General features: G+C 65.5%; 14 protein-coding genes and 1 other RNA gene. 8 read left to right on the top strand and 7 right to left on the bottom strand.

Annotated features, from left to right (window positions below; translation table 11 throughout):
* Positions 1–297: 297 nt before the first annotated feature.
* The 5 genes from QJT82_RS23840 to QJT82_RS23860 all read right to left on the bottom strand — a co-directional run bounded on the left by QJT82_RS23840 (position 298) and on the right by QJT82_RS23860 (position 2,934).
* The gene (locus QJT82_RS23840; RefSeq protein ID WP_028343973.1) at positions 298–1,125 is read right to left on the bottom strand and encodes a TIGR00282 family metallophosphoesterase; all 828 of its coding nucleotides are present in this window, start codon (positions 1,123–1,125) and stop codon (positions 298–300) included.
* A gap of 2 nt (positions 1,126–1,127) precedes the next feature.
* On the bottom strand, positions 1,128–1,706 hold the full coding sequence (locus QJT82_RS23845) for a 5-formyltetrahydrofolate cyclo-ligase (RefSeq protein WP_028343974.1): 579 nt from the start codon (positions 1,704–1,706) through the stop codon (positions 1,128–1,130).
* A gap of 186 nt (positions 1,707–1,892) precedes the next feature.
* Positions 1,893–2,053: non-coding RNA, 6S RNA (ssrS, locus tag QJT82_RS23850), on the bottom strand.
* A 180-nt stretch (positions 2,054–2,233) separates the two neighbouring features.
* Entirely contained in the window at positions 2,234–2,617 is a 384-nt protein-coding gene (gene zapA / locus QJT82_RS23855; protein WP_028343975.1) for a cell division protein ZapA, read from the bottom strand.
* The gene (locus tag QJT82_RS23860) at positions 2,614–2,934 is read right to left on the bottom strand and encodes a DUF4164 domain-containing protein (protein WP_028343976.1); all 321 of its coding nucleotides are present in this window, start codon (positions 2,932–2,934) and stop codon (positions 2,614–2,616) included. The genes zapA and QJT82_RS23860 overlap by 4 nt, the downstream gene beginning before the upstream one ends.
* 330 nt (positions 2,935–3,264) lie before the next feature.
* Between QJT82_RS23860 and tkt the strand changes: the two genes are divergently transcribed.
* The 8 genes from tkt (at position 3,265) to QJT82_RS23900 (ending at position 12,922) form a co-directional block, all read left to right on the top strand.
* Positions 3,265–5,247, top strand: a complete 1,983-nt coding sequence (tkt, locus tag QJT82_RS23865; protein ID WP_028343977.1) for a transketolase — start codon at positions 3,265–3,267, stop codon at positions 5,245–5,247.
* Positions 5,248–5,407: 160 nt separating this feature from the next.
* Complete coding sequence (gene gap, locus QJT82_RS23870; RefSeq protein WP_028343978.1) at positions 5,408–6,415, top strand: type I glyceraldehyde-3-phosphate dehydrogenase; 1,008 nt, start codon at positions 5,408–5,410, stop codon at positions 6,413–6,415.
* A 179-nt stretch (positions 6,416–6,594) separates the two neighbouring features.
* The gene (locus QJT82_RS23875; RefSeq protein WP_028343979.1) at positions 6,595–7,791 is read left to right on the top strand and encodes a phosphoglycerate kinase; all 1,197 of its coding nucleotides are present in this window, start codon (positions 6,595–6,597) and stop codon (positions 7,789–7,791) included.
* A 42-nt stretch (positions 7,792–7,833) separates the two neighbouring features.
* Positions 7,834–8,901, top strand: coding sequence for a class II fructose-bisphosphate aldolase (gene fba / locus QJT82_RS23880; protein ID WP_028343980.1), 1,068 nt, complete (start codon positions 7,834–7,836; stop codon positions 8,899–8,901).
* 191 nt (positions 8,902–9,092) lie between these two features.
* Positions 9,093–10,118: a class I fructose-bisphosphate aldolase gene (locus QJT82_RS23885; protein ID WP_028343981.1), complete on the top strand. Its 1,026-nt coding sequence runs from the start codon at positions 9,093–9,095 to the stop codon at positions 10,116–10,118.
* On the top strand, positions 10,119–10,808 hold the full coding sequence (locus QJT82_RS23890; RefSeq protein ID WP_028343982.1) for a thiamine phosphate synthase: 690 nt from the start codon (positions 10,119–10,121) through the stop codon (positions 10,806–10,808).
* A gap of 7 nt (positions 10,809–10,815) precedes the next feature.
* The gene (locus tag QJT82_RS23895) at positions 10,816–11,898 is read left to right on the top strand and encodes an SEL1-like repeat protein (RefSeq protein ID WP_028343983.1); all 1,083 of its coding nucleotides are present in this window, start codon (positions 10,816–10,818) and stop codon (positions 11,896–11,898) included.
* Between the two features lie 229 nt (positions 11,899–12,127).
* Positions 12,128–12,922: an inositol monophosphatase family protein gene (locus QJT82_RS23900; RefSeq protein WP_028332804.1), complete on the top strand. Its 795-nt coding sequence runs from the start codon at positions 12,128–12,130 to the stop codon at positions 12,920–12,922.
* Between the two features lie 14 nt (positions 12,923–12,936).
* Here QJT82_RS23900 and QJT82_RS23905 read toward each other — a convergent pair whose 3' ends face one another.
* Both QJT82_RS23905 and QJT82_RS23910 read right to left on the bottom strand, forming a co-directional pair.
* Positions 12,937–14,073 carry an AAA family ATPase gene (locus QJT82_RS23905; protein ID WP_028342552.1) on the bottom strand — a complete coding sequence of 379 codons (1,137 nt, stop codon included), beginning with the start codon at positions 14,071–14,073 and terminating at the stop codon, positions 12,937–12,939.
* A 117-nt stretch (positions 14,074–14,190) separates the two neighbouring features.
* Entirely contained in the window at positions 14,191–17,346 is a 3,156-nt protein-coding gene (locus QJT82_RS23910; protein WP_028342553.1) for a multidrug efflux RND transporter permease subunit, read from the bottom strand.

A 17,346-nucleotide genomic window follows, 5' to 3' on the forward strand; every position in this document is an offset into this window, starting at 1 on the left:
GGCCGGGACGGGGGATGCAATGCCAAAATATGGAAAACAACCCCATGCAAAGTAAGCCGGCGGCTGTCGGCGCTCGACACTGCACTTGACACGTCGGGCAACTCAGAAGTACTCTTCTATTATTCCGAAATAATGCGAACACTCCTCGTCCCGGGCAGTCGTGAAATCCGCGACCCCATCCCCGTCATTGCGAGGAGCGACAGCGACGAAGCAATCCATGCCGCCGCTTGTGGTAAGATGGATTGCTTCGCTTCGCTCGCAATGACGAAAAAATCTGCAGCTAGCGAGCGCTGAAACTCACTTCACCCAGAATCCCGGCACCGCGGGCTCGAGCCGCCCGCCGGCGCGCACCGGCGCGACCTTCACCGCGAGCCCGGTCGCATCGTCGGTCTCGACCGCGACGCCGCTCAGCGTGGCCACACCGCCCGCCGGCTCGAAACGGCCGGAGGGAATACCGGTGAGGAAGCGCTGCAGCGGCTCCTCCTTCTGCATGCCGATCACCGAGTCATAGTCGCCGGTCATGCCGGCATCGCTCATATAGGCGGTGCCGCCCGGCAGCACCTGATGATCTGATGTCGGCACATGGGTATGGGTACCGACCACGAGGCTGACGCGGCCGTCGCAGAAGAAGCCGATGCCCTGCTTCTCGCTGGTCGCCTCGGCATGGAAATCGAGCACGATGGCGTCACAGCCCTCGCGCAGCGGACAGGCCTCGAGCTCGCGCTCGATGGCGCTGAACGGATCGTTCGAGGACGGCTCCATGAAGACGCGGCCGATCGCGTTGATGACCAGCGCCCGCTTGCCGCTCTTGGTATCGACCAGCGTGGCGCCGCGGCCGGGCGAATGGCGCGGGAAATTCAGCGGGCGGATCAGGCGCGGCGCGCGCTCGATGAAGACCAGCGCCTCCTTCTGATTCCAGGCGTGGTTGCCGAGCGTGATCGCATCGGCGCCGGCGTCGAGCAGCTCCTGATAGATCGCCTCGGTGATGCCGAAGCCGCCGGCGGAATTCTCGCCATTGACGACCACGAGATCGAGCGACCAGTCCCTGATCATGCCGGGAAGGTGGTCGGCGATGGCGGTGCGGCCGGTCCTGCCGACGACGTCACCAACGAAGAGAATTCGCAAGGCTAGCTACTCCGGAAATCGAACGTCTTGCGCTCCGTTAGCACATAATCGAGCGGGACGTCGTGCGACAGCGCCGGAATCGCCTTGGTTTCCTGTGCAGCAAAGGCAAGTCCGACCCCGATCACATGCTTGGCCTTGCGCAGATGCGCGAAGGTATAGTCGTAATAGCCGGCGCCGTAGCCGATGCGGTGACCGAGCTTGTCGAAAGCCGCGAGCGGCACCAGCATCACGTCCGGATGCACTTCGGCGGCGGCCGGCGACGGCTCGGGAATGCCGAGCGGCCCGAGCATCAGCCGGTCCTGCGGCGACCAGCTGCGGAAGATCAGCGACTGGCCGCGCGCATTGATGCAGGGCAGCGCGAGCCGCGCGCCCTTGTCGGCAAGCTTCTTCATCAACGGCGCCGGATCGAGCTCGCTGCGGATCGGCGCATAGCCCGAGACGATCATGCCCTGCGCGATCTCGAACGGCGCGCCGCGCTTGGCGAGCGCTTCGGCAGCGGTCGCGCGCTGCTCGTCGCTCAGCGCATCGCGCTTGGCGAGAGCAAGTGCCCGAAGCTCGGCCTTCGATGGAGATGCGTGCATGATCCATCTTCCGCTGTCGTCGTCCGCGACAACGGACGATCCATCATTCCAGAGACGCTAGCTTTCGTTAAGGCCAGAGCTTTCGTAAGACCGCCGCGGCGCGCTGGACGCCCCGTATCGCGGGGCACAACACTGCCAGACAATTCAACCGCCGCAGCGCGACGACAAGGCAACAGCAAAAATCAGTGCGAAGCCGCAGAGGCCGTTGGAGCGCTCGATCCCGGAGTTCCCTACGAAAGTAGGTGGGCACCATATGTCCGGGTCCACGGACCCGGCCAGGGACAGTTCCCTAAAGGATCGATAAGGCCCCGGGGATATATGGCTCCTGACGCACGACGCAGCTTCGCGGGGCTAATCTAGCCATCGTTGCCGCAATCCGCCAGCGGTAAGAACTTGGCGTCGTCCCGGCGAAGGCCGGGACCCATACTCCGCGGCCGTTCGATTTAGGCGGTGAGGATCAATACCACGCGCAACAATCGGCGATGGTGGTTATGGGTCCCGGCCTTCGCCGGGACGACCAAGAATAATCACCCGATCGCGATGCCGCCGCCGATGGTGCGGTTGAGCACCTGCGTGGTGCGCTCGATCCGCTCGGCGGCGGCGTTGAGCGCGTTGGAGACCGCGGTCTGGGTCGCGCGGGCGCGGTCGACGGCGGCAACGCGCGCATTGCGCAGCTGCTCGACCTCTTCCTCGAGGCTGCGGATGCGTGCGCTGGCGTCGACCAGTTCGTCGCAGGCGGTGAGCGCCGCCATCACCGTCAGCCGCGCATCGCCGATCTCGCCGAACTTGCCGCGCAGCGATTCGACGCGCTGCTGGAGATTTTCCGCGAGCTTCAGCAGCCGCACCTCCTGGCCCTCCTCGCAGGCCATCCGGTATTGCCGGCCATTGATGGTGACGTTGATGTGGCTCATCTGCTGTCTCCGCCATCGAGCACGGCGCGAATGCTGCCGATTGCCGCGTCGAGCTTTTCCGCGATCTCACGATTGGCGCGCTCGAGCTTGCGCGTCTTCACCAGCGAGCCGTCGAGCTCGTCGGCAAGCCGCGAGCGATCGGCGCCGAGTGCCTGGATCCGGCTCGCCAATTCGTTCTCGTCGCGGTCGGCCTCGCGGCGCCGCTCCACCGAGCTCTCCAGCGCATCAAGCGCTGACATCAGCCGCTTTGTCGCAGCATCGATATCGGCAAGCGGTGCCTCGGTATTGCCAGACCCGTTGGCGAGACGATCACTCATGGCACGCGGCGTGGACCCTTCGGTTGGCTTGGTAGCTTGCTACAGACAGGCCTGCCGCACGGCAAAACTGGCGGTTCGGCAAGCGTTTACGGGACGAAATTTACGTGGCAAGCGAGCCCAGCGCAACGGCGGCGCAGAACTATGCACCGTTGAATGAAATAGGGCGATTTCGGGCAACTTTTCCCCGTTTTGAGGCGTTTCATCGCCTTGGACTTGCGGAATTGAGGTGCTAATCCACCCGCAACCCGTAAGGCCATCCACGCGCGTATCGCGGCTGCCCGCCCCGATCCGTCCCGCAATCAGCTCCTCATTTTAGGCGGACTTTTCATCATGACGCAGGTCGATCACACCCGTATGGCCAATGCGATCCGTGGCCTTGCCATGGACGCCGTCGAAAAGGCGAATTCCGGCCATCCCGGCCTGCCGATGGGCGCCGCCGACGTCGCGACCGTCCTGTTCACAAAATTCCTGAAATTCGATGCGGCCGACACGGCGTGGCCCGATCGCGACCGCTTCGTGCTCTCGGCCGGCCATGGTTCGATGCTGCTCTATTCGTTGCTGTACCTCACCGGCAACAAGGACATGACGCTCGACCAGCTCAAGCATTTCCGCCAGCTCGGATCGCTGACGCCGGGACACCCCGAGAACTTCCACACCAAGGGCATCGAGACCACCACCGGTCCGCTCGGCCAGGGCATTGCGACCGCGGTCGGCATGGCGGTCGCCGAGAAGATGCTGGCCGCCGAATTCGGCAAGAAGATCGTCAACCACCACACCTATGTGCTCGCCTCCGACGGCGACCTGATGGAGGGCATCTCGCAGGAAGCGATCGCGCTCGCCGGTGTCTGGCGGCTCAACAGGATGATCGTGCTGTACGACGACAACGGCATCTCGATCGACGGCCCGACCTCGATCTCCGATTCGGTCGATCAGGTGAAGCGCTTCAAGTCCGCAGGCTGGGCCGCCGAATTGATCGACGGCCACGATCCGCAGGCGATTGCCGCTGCAATCACCCGCGCGCAGAAATCCAACAAGCCCTCGATGATCGCCTGCAAGACCACGATCGGGTACGGCGCGCCGCACAAGGCCGGCACCGCCAAGGCGCATGGCGAGGCGCTCGGCGCCGACGAGCTCAAGGCCGCCAAGGAGAAGCTCGGCATCTCGCTCGAGCCGTTCTCGGTGCCCGACGATGTGCTGAAGGCCTGGCGCGAGGCAGGCGCCCGCGGCGCCGCCGAGCACAAGGCGTGGGACGAGCAGTTCGCGCAGCTCGGCAGCCGCAAGCGCGCCGAGTTCGAACGCCGCATTCGCCACGAGCGGCCGCAGTCGCTCGCCAAGGGGCTGCGCGCCTTCAAGAAGGGGCTGTTGGAAAATCCGCTCAACGTCGCGACCCGCAAATCGTCGGAGGCTGCGATCGAGGTGATCGCGGCTGCGATGCCGATGGAGTTCGTGGCCGGCTCGGCCGACCTCACCGGCTCCAACAACAACAAGGCGAAGTCGGCGACGGCGTTCGGCGCCAAGACGCCGAAGGGCCGCTTCATCCATTACGGCGTCCGCGAGCACGGCATGGCGGCGTGCCTCAACGGCATCTTCCTGCACGGCGGCTTCGCGCCGAACGGCGCCACCTTCCTGGTGTTCACCGATTATGCGCGCCCCGCGATGCGGCTGTCGGCGCTGATGGGCACGGGCGTCGTCTATGTCATGACCCATGACTCGATCGGCCTCGGCGAGGACGGCCCGACGCACCAGCCGGTCGAGCACCTCTCCGCACTGCGCGCGATCCCCAACATGCGCGTGTTCCGTCCCTGCGACGCGGTCGAGACCGCCGAGTGCTGGGAACTGGCGCTCAACCGCGTCGACGGACCGACGGTGCTGGCGCTGACCCGCCAGAACCTGCCGCAGCTCCGCACCACCGCGCCGAACGACAACCCGTGCAGCCACGGCGCCTATGAGCTGGTCGCAGCGCAGGGCGACGCAAAAGTGTCATTGTTCGCGTCGGGTTCCGAGGTCCAGATCGCGGTCGAGGCGCAGAAACAGCTCGCCGGACGCGGCATCGCGACGCGGGTGGTCTCGGTCCCGTCGCTGGAATTGCTGCTGGCGCAGCCCGCCGAGCGGCAAAATGCCATTATCGGCAACGCCCCGGTCAAGATCGCGATCGAGGCCGCGGTGCGCTGGGGCTGGGATGCCGTGATCGGCCATGACGGCGAATTCATCGGCATGCACGGATTTGGCGCCAGCGCCCCGGCGAAGGACCTTTTCCGGCATTTCGGCATTACTGCTGAAGCCGTCGTTAACGCTGCCACCAAGCGCGTCTGACGCTGGCCTGACACCCGTCGGCCAAGGTTGAGCTTGTCGCAAAAAAGGATTACCTAAGCTCCATCTTTTCCGTACGCGCCCGGCCGAACCGGGCGTTCCGCCGTAAAAACCTCGTGGGAGCGCTCCCGCGGGGCTGACAACAGCATTAGAGGAGACGAGCATGGCAATCCGCGTCGCGATCAACGGGTTTGGGCGTATCGGCCGCAACATTCTGCGCGCCATCGCCGAGTCCGGCCGCAAGGACATCGAGGTGGTCGGCATCAACGACCTCGGCCCGGTCGAGACCAATGCGCACCTGCTGCGCTTCGATTCCGTGCATGGCCGCTTCCCCGGCACCGTCACCGTCGACGGCGACTCGATCAGCCTCGGCGACAACAAGATCAAGGTTTCGGCCGAGCGCGATCCCTCCAAGCTGCCGTGGAAGGCGCTCGGCGTCGACGTCGCGCTGGAATGCACCGGCATCTTCACCGCGAAGGACAAGGCCTCCGCACACCTCACCGCCGGCGCCAAGCGCGTGCTGGTCTCGGCGCCCGCCGACGGTGCTGACGCCACCATCGTCTACGGCGTCAACCACGACACGCTGACCAAGGATCACCTGGTGATCTCGAACGGCTCCTGCACCACCAACTGCCTCGCGCCGGTCGCCAAGGTCCTGAACGACACCGTCGGCATCGAGACCGGCTTCATGACCACGATCCATGCCTATACCGGCGACCAGCCGACGCTCGACACCCTGCACAAGGATCTCTATCGCGGCCGCGCCGCGGCGATGTCGATGATCCCGACCTCGACCGGTGCCGCGAAGGCGATCGGCCTCGTGCTGCCCGAGCTGAAGGGTAAGCTCGACGGCGTCTCGGTCCGCGTTCCGACCCCGAACGTTTCCGTGATCGACCTCAAGATCGTCGCCAAGCGCGCAACCGACGTCAAGGAGATCAACGAGGCGATGAAGCGTGCGTCCGAGCAGCAGCTCAAGGGCATCCTCGGCTACACCAACGCGCCGAACGTCTCGATCGACTTCAACCACGATCCGCACTCGTCGACCTTCCACATGGACCAGACCAAGGTGCAGAACGGCAACTTCGTGCGCGTGATGTCCTGGTACGACAATGAATGGGGCTTCTCGAACCGTATGGCGGATACCGCCGTCGCGATCGGCAAGCTGGTTTAAGTTCGACTGTTCGTGATGCCCGGCTCACCGCCGGGCATCTGCGTGTTTGCCGCTCCGTCATTCCGGGATGGTCCGCAGGACCAGACCCGGAATCTCGAGATTCCCCGATGCGCAATTGCGCATCTGAGGTTCGATGCTCCGCATCGCCCCGGAATGACCCCAGGAGTTCGACACCCCCCATGACAAAATCGTTCCGCACCCTCGACGACGTCAACGTGAAGGGCAAGCGCGTGCTGCTGCGCGTCGACCTCAACGTCCCCATGGAAAATGGCCGCGTCACCGATGCCACCCGGCTCGAGCGCGTTGCCCCCACCATCACCGAAATTTCCGACAAGGGCGGCAAGGTGATCTTGCTCGCCCATTTCGGCCGCCCCAAGGGACGCGATCCCAAGGAATCGCTGAAGCCGGTCGCTGACGCGCTGTCGAAAGTGATCAAGCGCCCGGTGGCCTTCGCCGAGGACTGCATCGGCGATGCCGCAGCCAAGGCGGTCGCCGCCCTCAAGGACGGCGACATCCTCTGTCTCGAAAACACTCGCTTCCACAAGGAAGAGGAGAAGAACGACGCCGGCTTCGTCGCCGAACTCGCCAAGCTCGGCGACATCTGGGTCAACGACGCCTTCTCCGCCGCGCATCGCGCCCACGCCTCGACCGAAGGCCTCGGCCACAAGCTTCCGGCCTATGCCGGCCGCACCATGCAGGCCGAACTCGACGCGCTCGGCAAGGCGCTGGAAGCGCCGACCAAGCCGGTGATCGCAATCATCGGCGGCGCCAAGGTCTCGACCAAGATCGACCTCTTGGAAAACCTCGTGAGCAAGGTCGACGCGCTGGTGATCGGAGGCGGCATGGCCAACACCTTCCTGCACGCGCAGGGCGTCGCCGTCGGCAAGTCGCTCGCCGAAAAGGATCTTGCCCCGACCGCGCTGCGGATCATGGAGAAAGCCAACGCGGCCAATTGCGCCATCATCCTCCCGGTCGACGCTGTCGTCGCCAACCAGTTTGCCGCCAACGCGCCGTCGCATGCCTATGGCCTCGATGCGATCCCGGCCGACGGCATGATCCTCGACGTCGGTCCGCAATCGATCGCGCGCATCCATGCCGCGATCGACGACGCGGCGACACTGGTCTGGAACGGCCCGCTCGGCGCCTTCGAGCTGACGCCGTTCGACCGCGGCACCATGGTGTCGGCCAAGCATGCCGCCGAACGCACCAAGGCCAGGAAGCTGATTTCGGTTGCCGGCGGCGGCGACACCGTCGCTGCGCTGAATCAGGCGGGCGTCGGCGGTGATTTTTCCTACGTCTCGACCGCGGGCGGCGCGTTTCTTGAATGGATGGAAGGCAAGCCGCTGCCGGGCGTCGAAGTCTTGAAAAAAGGTTGATTTAGGTCACATCCGCGAACTTGCACTACAGGGAGAAATGGAATGGCTCGCATTACGTTGCGGCAACTGCTCGACCACGCGGCCGAGCATGATTACGGCGTACCTGCCTTCAACATCAACAACATGGAACAGGCGCTGTCGATCATGGCGGCAGCCTCCGAGGTCGACGCGCCCGTCATCATCCAGGCCTCGCGCGGCGCGCGGTCCTACGCCAACGACGTCATGCTCAAGCACATGATGGACGCCGTCACCGAGATCTACCCGCAGATCCCGGTCTGCGTGCATCTCGACCATGGCAACGAGCCCGCGACCTGCATGACCGCGATCCAGGCCGGCTTCACCTCGGTCATGATGGACGGCTCGCTGAAGGCCGACGGCAAGACCCCCGGCGACTGGGACTACAATGTCGGCGTCACCAAAACCGTGACCGGCATGGCCCATCTCGGCGGCATCTCGGTGGAAGGCGAGCTCGGCGTGCTCGGCTCGCTCGAGACCGGCATGGGCGACAAGGAAGACGGCCATGGCGCCGAGGGCAAGCTGTCGCACGACCAGCTGCTGACCAATCCGGACGAGGCCGTGAAGTTCGTCAGGGAAACCAAGGTCGATGCGCTCGCGATCGCGATGGGCACCTCGCACGGCGCCTACAAGTTCACCCGCAAGCCCGACGGCGACATCCTCGCCATGAACGTGATCGAGGAAATCCATCGCAAGCTGCCGAACACGCATCTCGTCATGCACGGCTCCTCGTCGGTGCCGCAGGAGCTGCAGGAGATCATCAACGCCAATGGCGGCAAGATGAAGCCGACCTGGGGCGTGCCGGTCGCCGAGATCCAGCGCGGCATCAAGAACGGCGTGCGCAAGATCAACATCGACACCGACAACCGGATGGCGATGACCGGCCAGATCCGCAAGGTGCTGAAGGACAATCCGGAAGAGTTCGATCCGCGCAAGTACCTGAAGCCCGCGATGGAGGCGATGACCAAGCTGTGCAAACAGCGCCTGCAGGAGTTCAACACCGCGGGCCAGGCCAGCAAGATCAAGAAGGTGCTGACCACGGCGGAAATGGCCAAGCGCTACGCCGCGGGCCAGCTCGACCCCAAGGTTGCCTGACAAGGTTTGCCTGACAACATATCGCCTGAAACATTACGGCGGGACACCGGCTCCGGCGCAGTCGGAAGCGGTGTCCCGAAGGCTTGATCGCCGGCTGCGACAAACATCGGCCGCGACGAACGTTTTCTAGGCATTTGCCCGAGAACCGCCTATTTTGGTTTGCAAAGGCAATGGCTCTGGAGGACGCCCCGATGAACCTCTCCGACCTCAACAAAATCGCGCTTGCCATGGTCACCCCGGGCAAGGGCATCCTCGCCGCCGACGAATCCTCCGGCACGATCAAGAAGCGCTTCGACGCCATCAAGGTCGATTCGACCGAGGACAATCGCCGCGACTATCGCGAGATGCTGTTCCGCTCGCAGGAGGCGATGAGCAAGTACATCTCCGGCGTCATCCTCTACGACGAGACGATCTGGCAGAATGCCAAGGACGGCACGCCGCTGGTCAAGCTGATCGAGCAGGCCGGCGCGATCCCCGGCATCAAGGTCGACGAGGGCACCCAGGCGCTGCCGAACTGCCCGGGCGAACTCGTTACCGTCGGCCTCGACAAGCTCGCCGAGCGCCTGAAGAAATATTACGAGCGCGGTGCGCGCTTTGCGAAATGGCGCGCGGTGATCGACATCGGGCCGCGAATCCCGACCCAGACCGCGGTCCGCGTCAATGCGCATGCGCTGGCGCGCTACGCCGCGTTGTGCCAGGCCGCGCAGATCGTGCCGATCGTCGAGCCCGAGGTGCTGATGGACGGCGATCACGACATCGACCGCTGCTATGAGGTGACGCAACGCGTGCTGAACCGAACCTTCCAGGAATTGCGGGTGCAGCGCGTCGCGCTGGAAGGCATGATCCTGAAGCCGAACATGGCGATCTCGGGCAAGAAATGCCCGAAGCAGGCGTCGGTCCAGGAAGTCGCCGAGAAGACCATCCGCCTGCTCAAGAGCTGCGTGCCGGCCGCGGTGCCCGGCATCGCCTTCCTCTCCGGCGGTCAGAGCGACGAGGAAGCGACCGCCCATCTCGACGCCATGAACAAGATTGGCAATTTGCCCTGGCGGCTGACCTTCTCTTATGGCCGTGCGCTGCAGGCGGCGCCGCAGAAGGCGTGGTCCGGCAAATCAGACAACGTGCCCGCGGGCCAGCATGCCTTCTCGCATCGCGCCCGGATGAACGGACTCGCGAGCACCGGCAATTGGGAAGCCGGCCTCGAGAAACAGGCGGCATAGTTGGCGACCAAGCCCGTTCCGCCGCGGCCGGCGCCGCGCCTCTATCTGGCAACGCCGCCGGTCGATGAGCCCGCGCGGCTTGCGGCCGAGCTCACCGAGCTGCTCGCCGCGGCCGATGTCGCGGCCGTGCTGGTGCGGCTGCGTGAGAGCGATCCACGCAGCATGATCTCCACCATCAAGGCGCTGGCGCCTGCGATCCAGAACGCCGGCGCGGCGCTGCTGATCGACGGCCATCCCGATATCGTGGCTCGCGGCGGCGCCGACGGCGCGCATCTAACCGGCATCGCCGCGATGGAAGAGGCGGTGCCGTCGCTGAAGCCCGATCGCATTGTCGGCGTCGGCGGGCTCGCGACCCGCCACGATTCCATGGCCGCAGGCGAAGCCGGTGCCGACTATGTGCTGTTCGGCGAGCCCGACGCCAACGGACAGCGGCCCTCGCGCGAGGCGATCGCCGAGCGGCTGGAATGGTGGGACGAACTGTTCGAGCCGCCCTGCGTCGGCTTTGCAACCTCGCGCGAGGAAGCCGAGGCGTTCGCGGCGGCCGGCGCGGATTTCGTGCTGGTCGGAGACTTCGTCTGGTCCGATCCGCGCGGCGCCAAGGCGGCGCTCGCCGAGATCGGCGACGCGATGGCGCGGGCGCATGCCGGCGCATTCGGCAAGGCCAAGGCCGACGGAAAGGCCGAGGGATGACGCCGGAATGAAATGCCTGCGTCCGATAGGTGTTGCGCTCGGCTGCACGATGCTGGCGAGCGGCGCGATGGCGCAGCTCTCGATCACGCCGCCGGCCCAGACGCCGCCCGCGAAGAAGGAGGCTGCGAAGCCGAAGGTGCATTCGCCGGTCGCGAAGAAGCCGACGCCCAAGCCCGCCGCCTCGGCGACGCCGAAGCCTGCCGCATCTCCGACGCCCTCTCCGACCCCGACCCAGGCCGTCGACGATCCCAATGTCGACCTCGTCTACGGCGCCTATCAGCGCGGCATGTACAAGACCGCGTTCGACCTCGCGACCGTGCGCGCGCAGAACAACAACGATGCCAAGGCCATGACGATGCTGGGCGAGCTCTATGCCAACGGGCTCGGCGTCAAGCGCGACTACGTCAAGGCCGACGAGTGGTACAAGCGCGCCTCCGATGCCGGCGACCGCGAGGCGATGTTCGCGCTCGCCATGATGAAGATCGCGGGCCGCGGCGGCGCGGTTGACAAGGATGCCGCGGTCAAGCTGCTGGCGTCGTCGGCCAAGCTCGGCGAGCCGAAGGCGGCCTATAATCTCGCGCTGCTCTATCTCGACGGCCAGACCCTGCCGCAGGACCTCCGCCGCTCCGCCGAACTCTTGCGCATGGCCGCCGACGCCGGCAGCCCCGAAGCGCAATACGCGCTCGCGACCTTCTACAAGGAAGGCACCGGCGTGCCGAAGGACCTCGAGAAGGCGGCGCGGCTGCTGCAGGCCGCCTCGCTGGCCGACAATGTCGATGCCGAGGTCGAATATGCCATCGCGCTCTACAACGGCTCGGGCACGCCGCGGAACGTGCCGGCGGCGGTAGCGCTGCTGCGCAAGGCGGCCCGGCAGAACAGCGCGATCGCGCAGAACCGCCTCGCCCATGTGCTGGCGACCGGTGCCGGCGCCCCGGTGGACAAGGTCGAGGCGCTGAAATGGCACACGGTCGCCAAGACCGCCGGCAAGGGCGACCCCGATCTCGACGACATCCTCGCCGATATGAGCCCGGAAGACCGCGCCAAGGGCGAGGCAGCCGCGCGAAAATGGATCGGAAACAACGTCAAATGACGCCTTGACGGCGCCACTTCCAGAGGGCACCCAGTCCGAAACCCAGGGCGCCACAGGCCGTTTCCCGTCATCCTGAGGTGCGAGCGGAGCTAGCCTCGAAGGATGCGCGGCCCCGGACCGGGCCGCCGATCCTTCGAGACGCGCGTTCCGCGCTCCTCAGGATGACGGGCAGGGTCTTGCCCACGCTGCCCGATCGATTTCCAACGCTCGAAAGCCACCAGCTTCCATCATGCTCTACTCCGCTCTCATCAATGTCATGGTCAAGGCCGCGCGCCGCGCCGGCCGCAGCCTCAAGCGCGACCTCGGCGAGATCGAACATCTCCAGGTGTCGCTGAAGGGGCCGGCGAACTTCGTCTCGCTCGCCGACAAGCGCGCCGAGGAGATGCTCTACACCGACCTCGAGAAGGCCCGGCCCGGCTACGGGTTCCTCGGCGAGGAAGGCGGCAAGCGCGAAGGCAGCGACAAGAGCCACACCTGGATCGTCGATCCCTTGGACGGCACCACCAACTTCCTGCACGGCATCCCGCAATTCGCGATCTCGATTGGGCTCAAGCGCGAGGACACCGTGATCGCCGGCGTGATCTACAATCCCGCCAATGACGAGCTTTACATCGCCGAGCGCGGCAAGGGCGCCTTCCTCAACGACCAGCGGCTGCGCGTCGCCGGCCGCCGCCAGCTCAACGAATGCGTGGTCGCCTGCGGCCTGCCGCATATCGGCCGCGGCAATCACCAGCTGGCGCTGCAGGAGATGGCCGCGCTGCAGACCAAGGTCGCGGGCTTCCGCCGCTTCGGCGCCGCCTCGCTCGACCTCGCCTTCGTCGCCGCCGGCAGGCTCGACGGCTATTGGGAGCGCAACCTGCAGGCCTGGGACGTCGCGGCCGGCCTGCTGATGGTCCGCGAGGCCGGCGGCACCGTCTCCGGCATCCAGGGCAATGACGACCCGTTGCAGACCGGCCATGTCGTCTGCGGCAACGAGTTCGTGCACGGCGAATTGATCAAGATCCTGAAGCCGCTCGGGCAGTAGCGCGACGGCGCGATCTAGTCGTCGTCATCGTCATCCTCGTCGTCTTCCCTGTCACGAAATTCACCGCCGAGGGACAGGCCCTCGATGGTCGTGGCGCCCTTTGCCTTGATCACCCGGCGCAGCGGGACAGAGCTCTCGCTTCGCAACGCCTCCATCAGATGTTCCGAATGGGTGACGATCCAGATGTCGGCGCGGCGCGATGCCTTGGCGATCAGCCTCGCCAATGGCGCCAGCAGCGATGGATGCAGGCTGGACTCGGGCTCGTTCAGCGCGATGAACGGCGGCAGCCGATAGCCCATGAACACGGCGAGCAGGCAGATATATTTCAGCGTCCCATCGGATAGTTCGTGCGCCTTGAACGGACGCGGCATGTCCGCCTGTTGCAGCTCGAATTCGCACCGTCCATTTTCCGCCCATGCCCGGAGCTCGGCGCCCGGGAACGCATCCTCGATCGCATCCTGCAGGTCGACCGCATCCTGTCTGATCGCGCTGAGCGTTGCCAGCGCGGCAGCAAGGTCACTGCCATCGGCGCTCAGCGAGGGCGTCGTGATCGCGAGACAGGGCTTGCGGATCGGCGACGCCGGATCGGTGCGGAAGTCGTGATAGAAGCGCCAGCTCTGCAGCGCGTTTCGGATCAGATCGATCTCGGGGCACGCCTTGCCGTCGACGAAATCGGCAAGCGCGGTTTCCGACGGCAGCACCGCATCCTTGTGCTCGCTCCACGCGCCGCTCTCGCCGCGGACGCTGACGTGCGAGTTGGTCCGCTCCATCATCAGGACTTTCCGCTTGCCGTGGATCGCCTCGATGCGTTCGGACTTGATCATCGGCTCGCCGGGAAATGCCGCCTCGAGCGGGCCGGGATGTCCAAGCTCGATCGCGTAATTGACGTGCTCGAATCTGGCCGCCAGCCGCAAACGGCCATCCTCGCCCCGTTTGCGGAGTCCGGACCAGCAGACCGAGTTCAAACCGCCTTCGTCGGAGATCGTGCGCGTGATCCGGCCGGTTGCCGCGTCGCGCAACAGCGACAGGGACTTGTAGAGATTGGATTTGCCGACACCGTTCTCGCCGACGAAGACGGACAGCGGCTGGATGGGCATGAAGAGCCGCCGGATCGAGCGATAATTCGAGATCGCAATATCGCTCGGCCGCACCGCATGCCCTCAATCTCCGGGGTTGCCCAAACGCTCCCCGTTCAATCCAGAGCTGCAATCTGGATTGGCCGGCGTGCGAAAGCAAGCCGCTGATCTGACCGGCGTCGGTCCCTGATATCAGTGACCGATCCTCGCCGGCGCGGGCGGTCCGTACGCCTCACCCTGCCCCGGCGCCGTCTCGCGATCGCCGGCGAGCACGCGCTGCACGCTGACGAAGAACACCGGCACCAGGAGCAGCGCGAGGATCACGACGGCGATCATGCCGCCCATCACTGACGTGCCGAGCGCCTGCTGGCTGGCGCCGCCGGCGCCGGTCGCGATCGCCATCGGCAGCACGCCGCAGACGAAGGCCAGACCGGTCATCAGGATCGGCCGGAATCTGAGGCTGCACGCCTCGATGGTCGCCTCGACCAGCGGCTTGCCCTGCGCGCGCAGATCCTTGGCGAACTCGATGATCAGGATCGCGTCCTTGGCGGCAAGGCCGATGATGGTGATCAGGCCGACGGTGAAATAGACGTCGTTGGAGAGCCCGCGCATCGTCGCCGCCACCACCGCACCGAGAATGCCGAGCGGAATGGTGAGCAGCACCGCGAGCGGAATGGTCCAGCTCTCATAGAGAGCGGCGAGCAACAGGAACACCACCAGCACCGACAGCGCGAGCAGGAACGGCGCCTGCGAGCCCGACAGCTTCTCCTGCAGCGACTGGCCGGTCCATTCATAGCCGAAGCCGCGCGGCAGCTTGTCGGCAAGCCGCTCCATCTCGGCGATCGCATCGCCCGAGGTGAAGCCCGGCCGCGCCTCGCCGGAGATGCGCACCGCTGGGTAGTAGTTGAAGCCCGCGATCTGCGTCGGCCCCTTCGTCCACTCGATGGTGGCGAAGGCCGAGAACGGCACCAGCTGGCCGCGGCTGTTCTTGACGTTGTAGTTAAGGATGTCGTCCGCGTTCATGCGGCTGGTCTTGTCGGCCTGCACGATGACGCGCTGCATGCGCCCGCGGTTCGGGAAGTCGTTGATGTAGTTCGAGCCGAGATTGGTCGAGATCGTGTTGTTGATGTCCTCGAAGGTGACACCGAACGCGCCCGCCTTCTCGCGGTCGATCATCAGATTGACCTGCGGCGCCGGCGGCAGGCCTTCGACATAGACCTTCTGCAGGATCGGGCTGGCATTGGCCTCCGCAATCAGGCGATCGGACGCGGCGATCAGCGCCGAATAACCCTTCTGGCCGCGGTCCTGCAGGCGGAACGAGAAGCCCGAGGAGTTGCCGAGGTTGTCGATCGGCGGCGGCTGCAACGCCGAGATCCTGGCGTCGCGGATCGACGACAGGTCGCGGTTGATGTCCGCAACGATGGCGGCGGCGGAATCCTTCGGGCCGCGCTCCGACCAGTCCTTCAGGGTGATGAAGGCCTGCGCGGTGTTCATGCCCTGGCCGAGGAAGCTAAAGCCGGTGAGGAACGTGACGTTCTCGATGCCGGCGCGGTCCTTGAGATACTTCTCGACCTGCTCGACCGCGGCTTCGGTCCGGGCATAGGACGACTCCGACGGCGTCTGCACGTCGGTCGTGATGAAGCCCTGGTCGTCGACCGGCAGGAAGCCGCCGGGCAACCGCACGAAGCCGTAGGCGACGCCTGCGAACAGCACCAGATAGATCAGCATCAGGCGGCCGGTGCGCTTCAGCCCGGCCTGCACCGTGCTGACATAGCCGGCGCGGCTGGTGTCGAGCACGCGGTTGAACCAGCCGAACACACCCTTGCTGGCATGGCCGTGGCCCTTCTTGACCGGCTTGAGCAGCGTCGCGCACAGCGCCGGCGTCAGCGACAGCGCGAGCAGCGCCGAGAACGCGATCGCCGCCACCATGGTGACCGAGAACTGCCGGTAGATGATGCCGACCGAGCCGGGGAAGAACGCCATCGGCACGAACACCGCCATCAGCACCAGCGTAATGCCGATGATGGCGCCGGTGATCTGCGACATCGCCTTCTTGGTGGCTTCCTTCGGCGGCAGGCCTTCCTCCGCCATGATGCGCTCGACGTTCTCGACCACGACGATGGCGTCGTCGACGAGGATGCCGACCGCCAGCACCATGCCGAACATCGTCAGCATGTTGATCGAGAAGCCCGCGATCATCAGCGTGGCGCAGGCGCCTAATAGCGCCACGGGAACCACGATGGTCGGGATGATGGTGTAGCGGATGTTCTGCAGGAACAGGAACATCACGATGAACACCAGCACCACCGCCTCGACCAGCGTCATCAGGACCTTCTCGATCGAGGCCTTCACGACGGGCGTGATGTTGTAGGGGATTTCGTAGGAGATATTGGCCGGGAAGAAGCGCGACAGCTCCTTCATCTTGGCTTCGACCGCGCTCGCGGTCGCCAGCGCATTGCCCTTCGGCGACAGCAGCACCGAGAGGCCGGCGGTCGGCTTGCCGTCGAGGCGGGTGTTGAACTGGTAGCTGAGGCCGCCGATCTCGATCCGCGCGACGTCGCGCAGGCGGACCGTCGAGCCGTCGGCATTGGCGCGCAGGATGATGGCGCCGAACTCGTCGGGCGAGGACAGCTGGCCCTTCACCAGCACCTGCGCGGAAATCTTCTGGGTATCGGTGCTCGGCTCAGCGCCGATGCTGCCGGAGGCGACCTGGGCGTTCTGCGCCGTGATCGCCTTGTTGACGTCGTCGGCGGACAGGCCGTAGCCGACCAGCTTGGCCGGATCGATCCAGATCCGCAAGGACCGCTCGGTCGAATACAGCGTGGCGCGGCCGACGCCGGGGATGCGGCGCACCTCGCCCAGCACGTTGCGGATCATGAAGTCGCCGAGGCCCACTTCATCCAGCGAGCCGTCGGTCGAGTTCAGCGTGATGATCTGCAGCACGGCGGACGAGGCTTCCTCGACCAGGATGCCCTGCTGGATCACCGCGCGCGGCAGCCGCGCCTCAACGCGCTTGAGGCGGTTCTGCACCTCGACCGAGGCTTGGCTGGTGTCGGTGCCCGGCTTGAAGTTGGCGATGATCTCGACCTGGCCCAGCGAGTCGGAGGTCGATTCGAAGTTCAGGATGTTGGCGGCGCCGTTGAGCTCCTCCTCGATCAGCCGCGTCACGCTGTTGTAGAGGTTCTCCGGCGACGCTCCGGGATAGCTGGTCGAGATCGAGATCGAGGGCGGCGCGATGATCGGATATTGCGCGACCGCGAGCAACGGAATCGAGATCGCGCCGATCAGACAGATGAACAGCGCGACGACCCAGGCGAAGATCGGCCTGTCGATGAAGAAGCTAGGCAT

The organism is Bradyrhizobium sp. Mp19 (assembly GCF_029952935.1).
Classification (GTDB): Bacteria; Pseudomonadota; Alphaproteobacteria; order Rhizobiales; family Xanthobacteraceae; genus Bradyrhizobium; species Bradyrhizobium elkanii.

Excerpts from the sequence above, each read along its gene's own strand:
- QJT82_RS23845 (WP_028343974.1), bottom strand. The coding sequence starts at position 1,706 with ATGCACGCATCTCCATCGAAGGCCGAGCTTCGGGCACTTGCTCTCGCC.
- zapA (WP_028343975.1), bottom strand. The coding sequence starts at position 2,617 with ATGAGCCACATCAACGTCACCATCAATGGCCGGCAATACCGGATGGCC.
- QJT82_RS23860 (WP_028343976.1), bottom strand. The coding sequence starts at position 2,934 with ATGAGTGATCGTCTCGCCAACGGGTCTGGCAATACCGAGGCACCGCTT.
- tkt (WP_028343977.1), top strand. The coding sequence starts at position 3,265 with ATGACGCAGGTCGATCACACCCGTATGGCCAATGCGATCCGTGGCCTT.
- gap (WP_028343978.1), top strand. The coding sequence starts at position 5,408 with ATGGCAATCCGCGTCGCGATCAACGGGTTTGGGCGTATCGGCCGCAAC.
- QJT82_RS23875 (WP_028343979.1), top strand. The coding sequence starts at position 6,595 with ATGACAAAATCGTTCCGCACCCTCGACGACGTCAACGTGAAGGGCAAG.
- fba (WP_028343980.1), top strand. The coding sequence starts at position 7,834 with ATGGCTCGCATTACGTTGCGGCAACTGCTCGACCACGCGGCCGAGCAT.
- QJT82_RS23885 (WP_028343981.1), top strand. The coding sequence starts at position 9,093 with ATGAACCTCTCCGACCTCAACAAAATCGCGCTTGCCATGGTCACCCCG.
- QJT82_RS23895 (WP_028343983.1), top strand. The coding sequence starts at position 10,816 with ATGAAATGCCTGCGTCCGATAGGTGTTGCGCTCGGCTGCACGATGCTG.
- QJT82_RS23900 (WP_028332804.1), top strand. The coding sequence starts at position 12,128 with ATGCTCTACTCCGCTCTCATCAATGTCATGGTCAAGGCCGCGCGCCGC.
- QJT82_RS23910 (WP_028342553.1), bottom strand. The coding sequence starts at position 17,346 with ATGCCTAGCTTCTTCATCGACAGGCCGATCTTCGCCTGGGTCGTCGCG.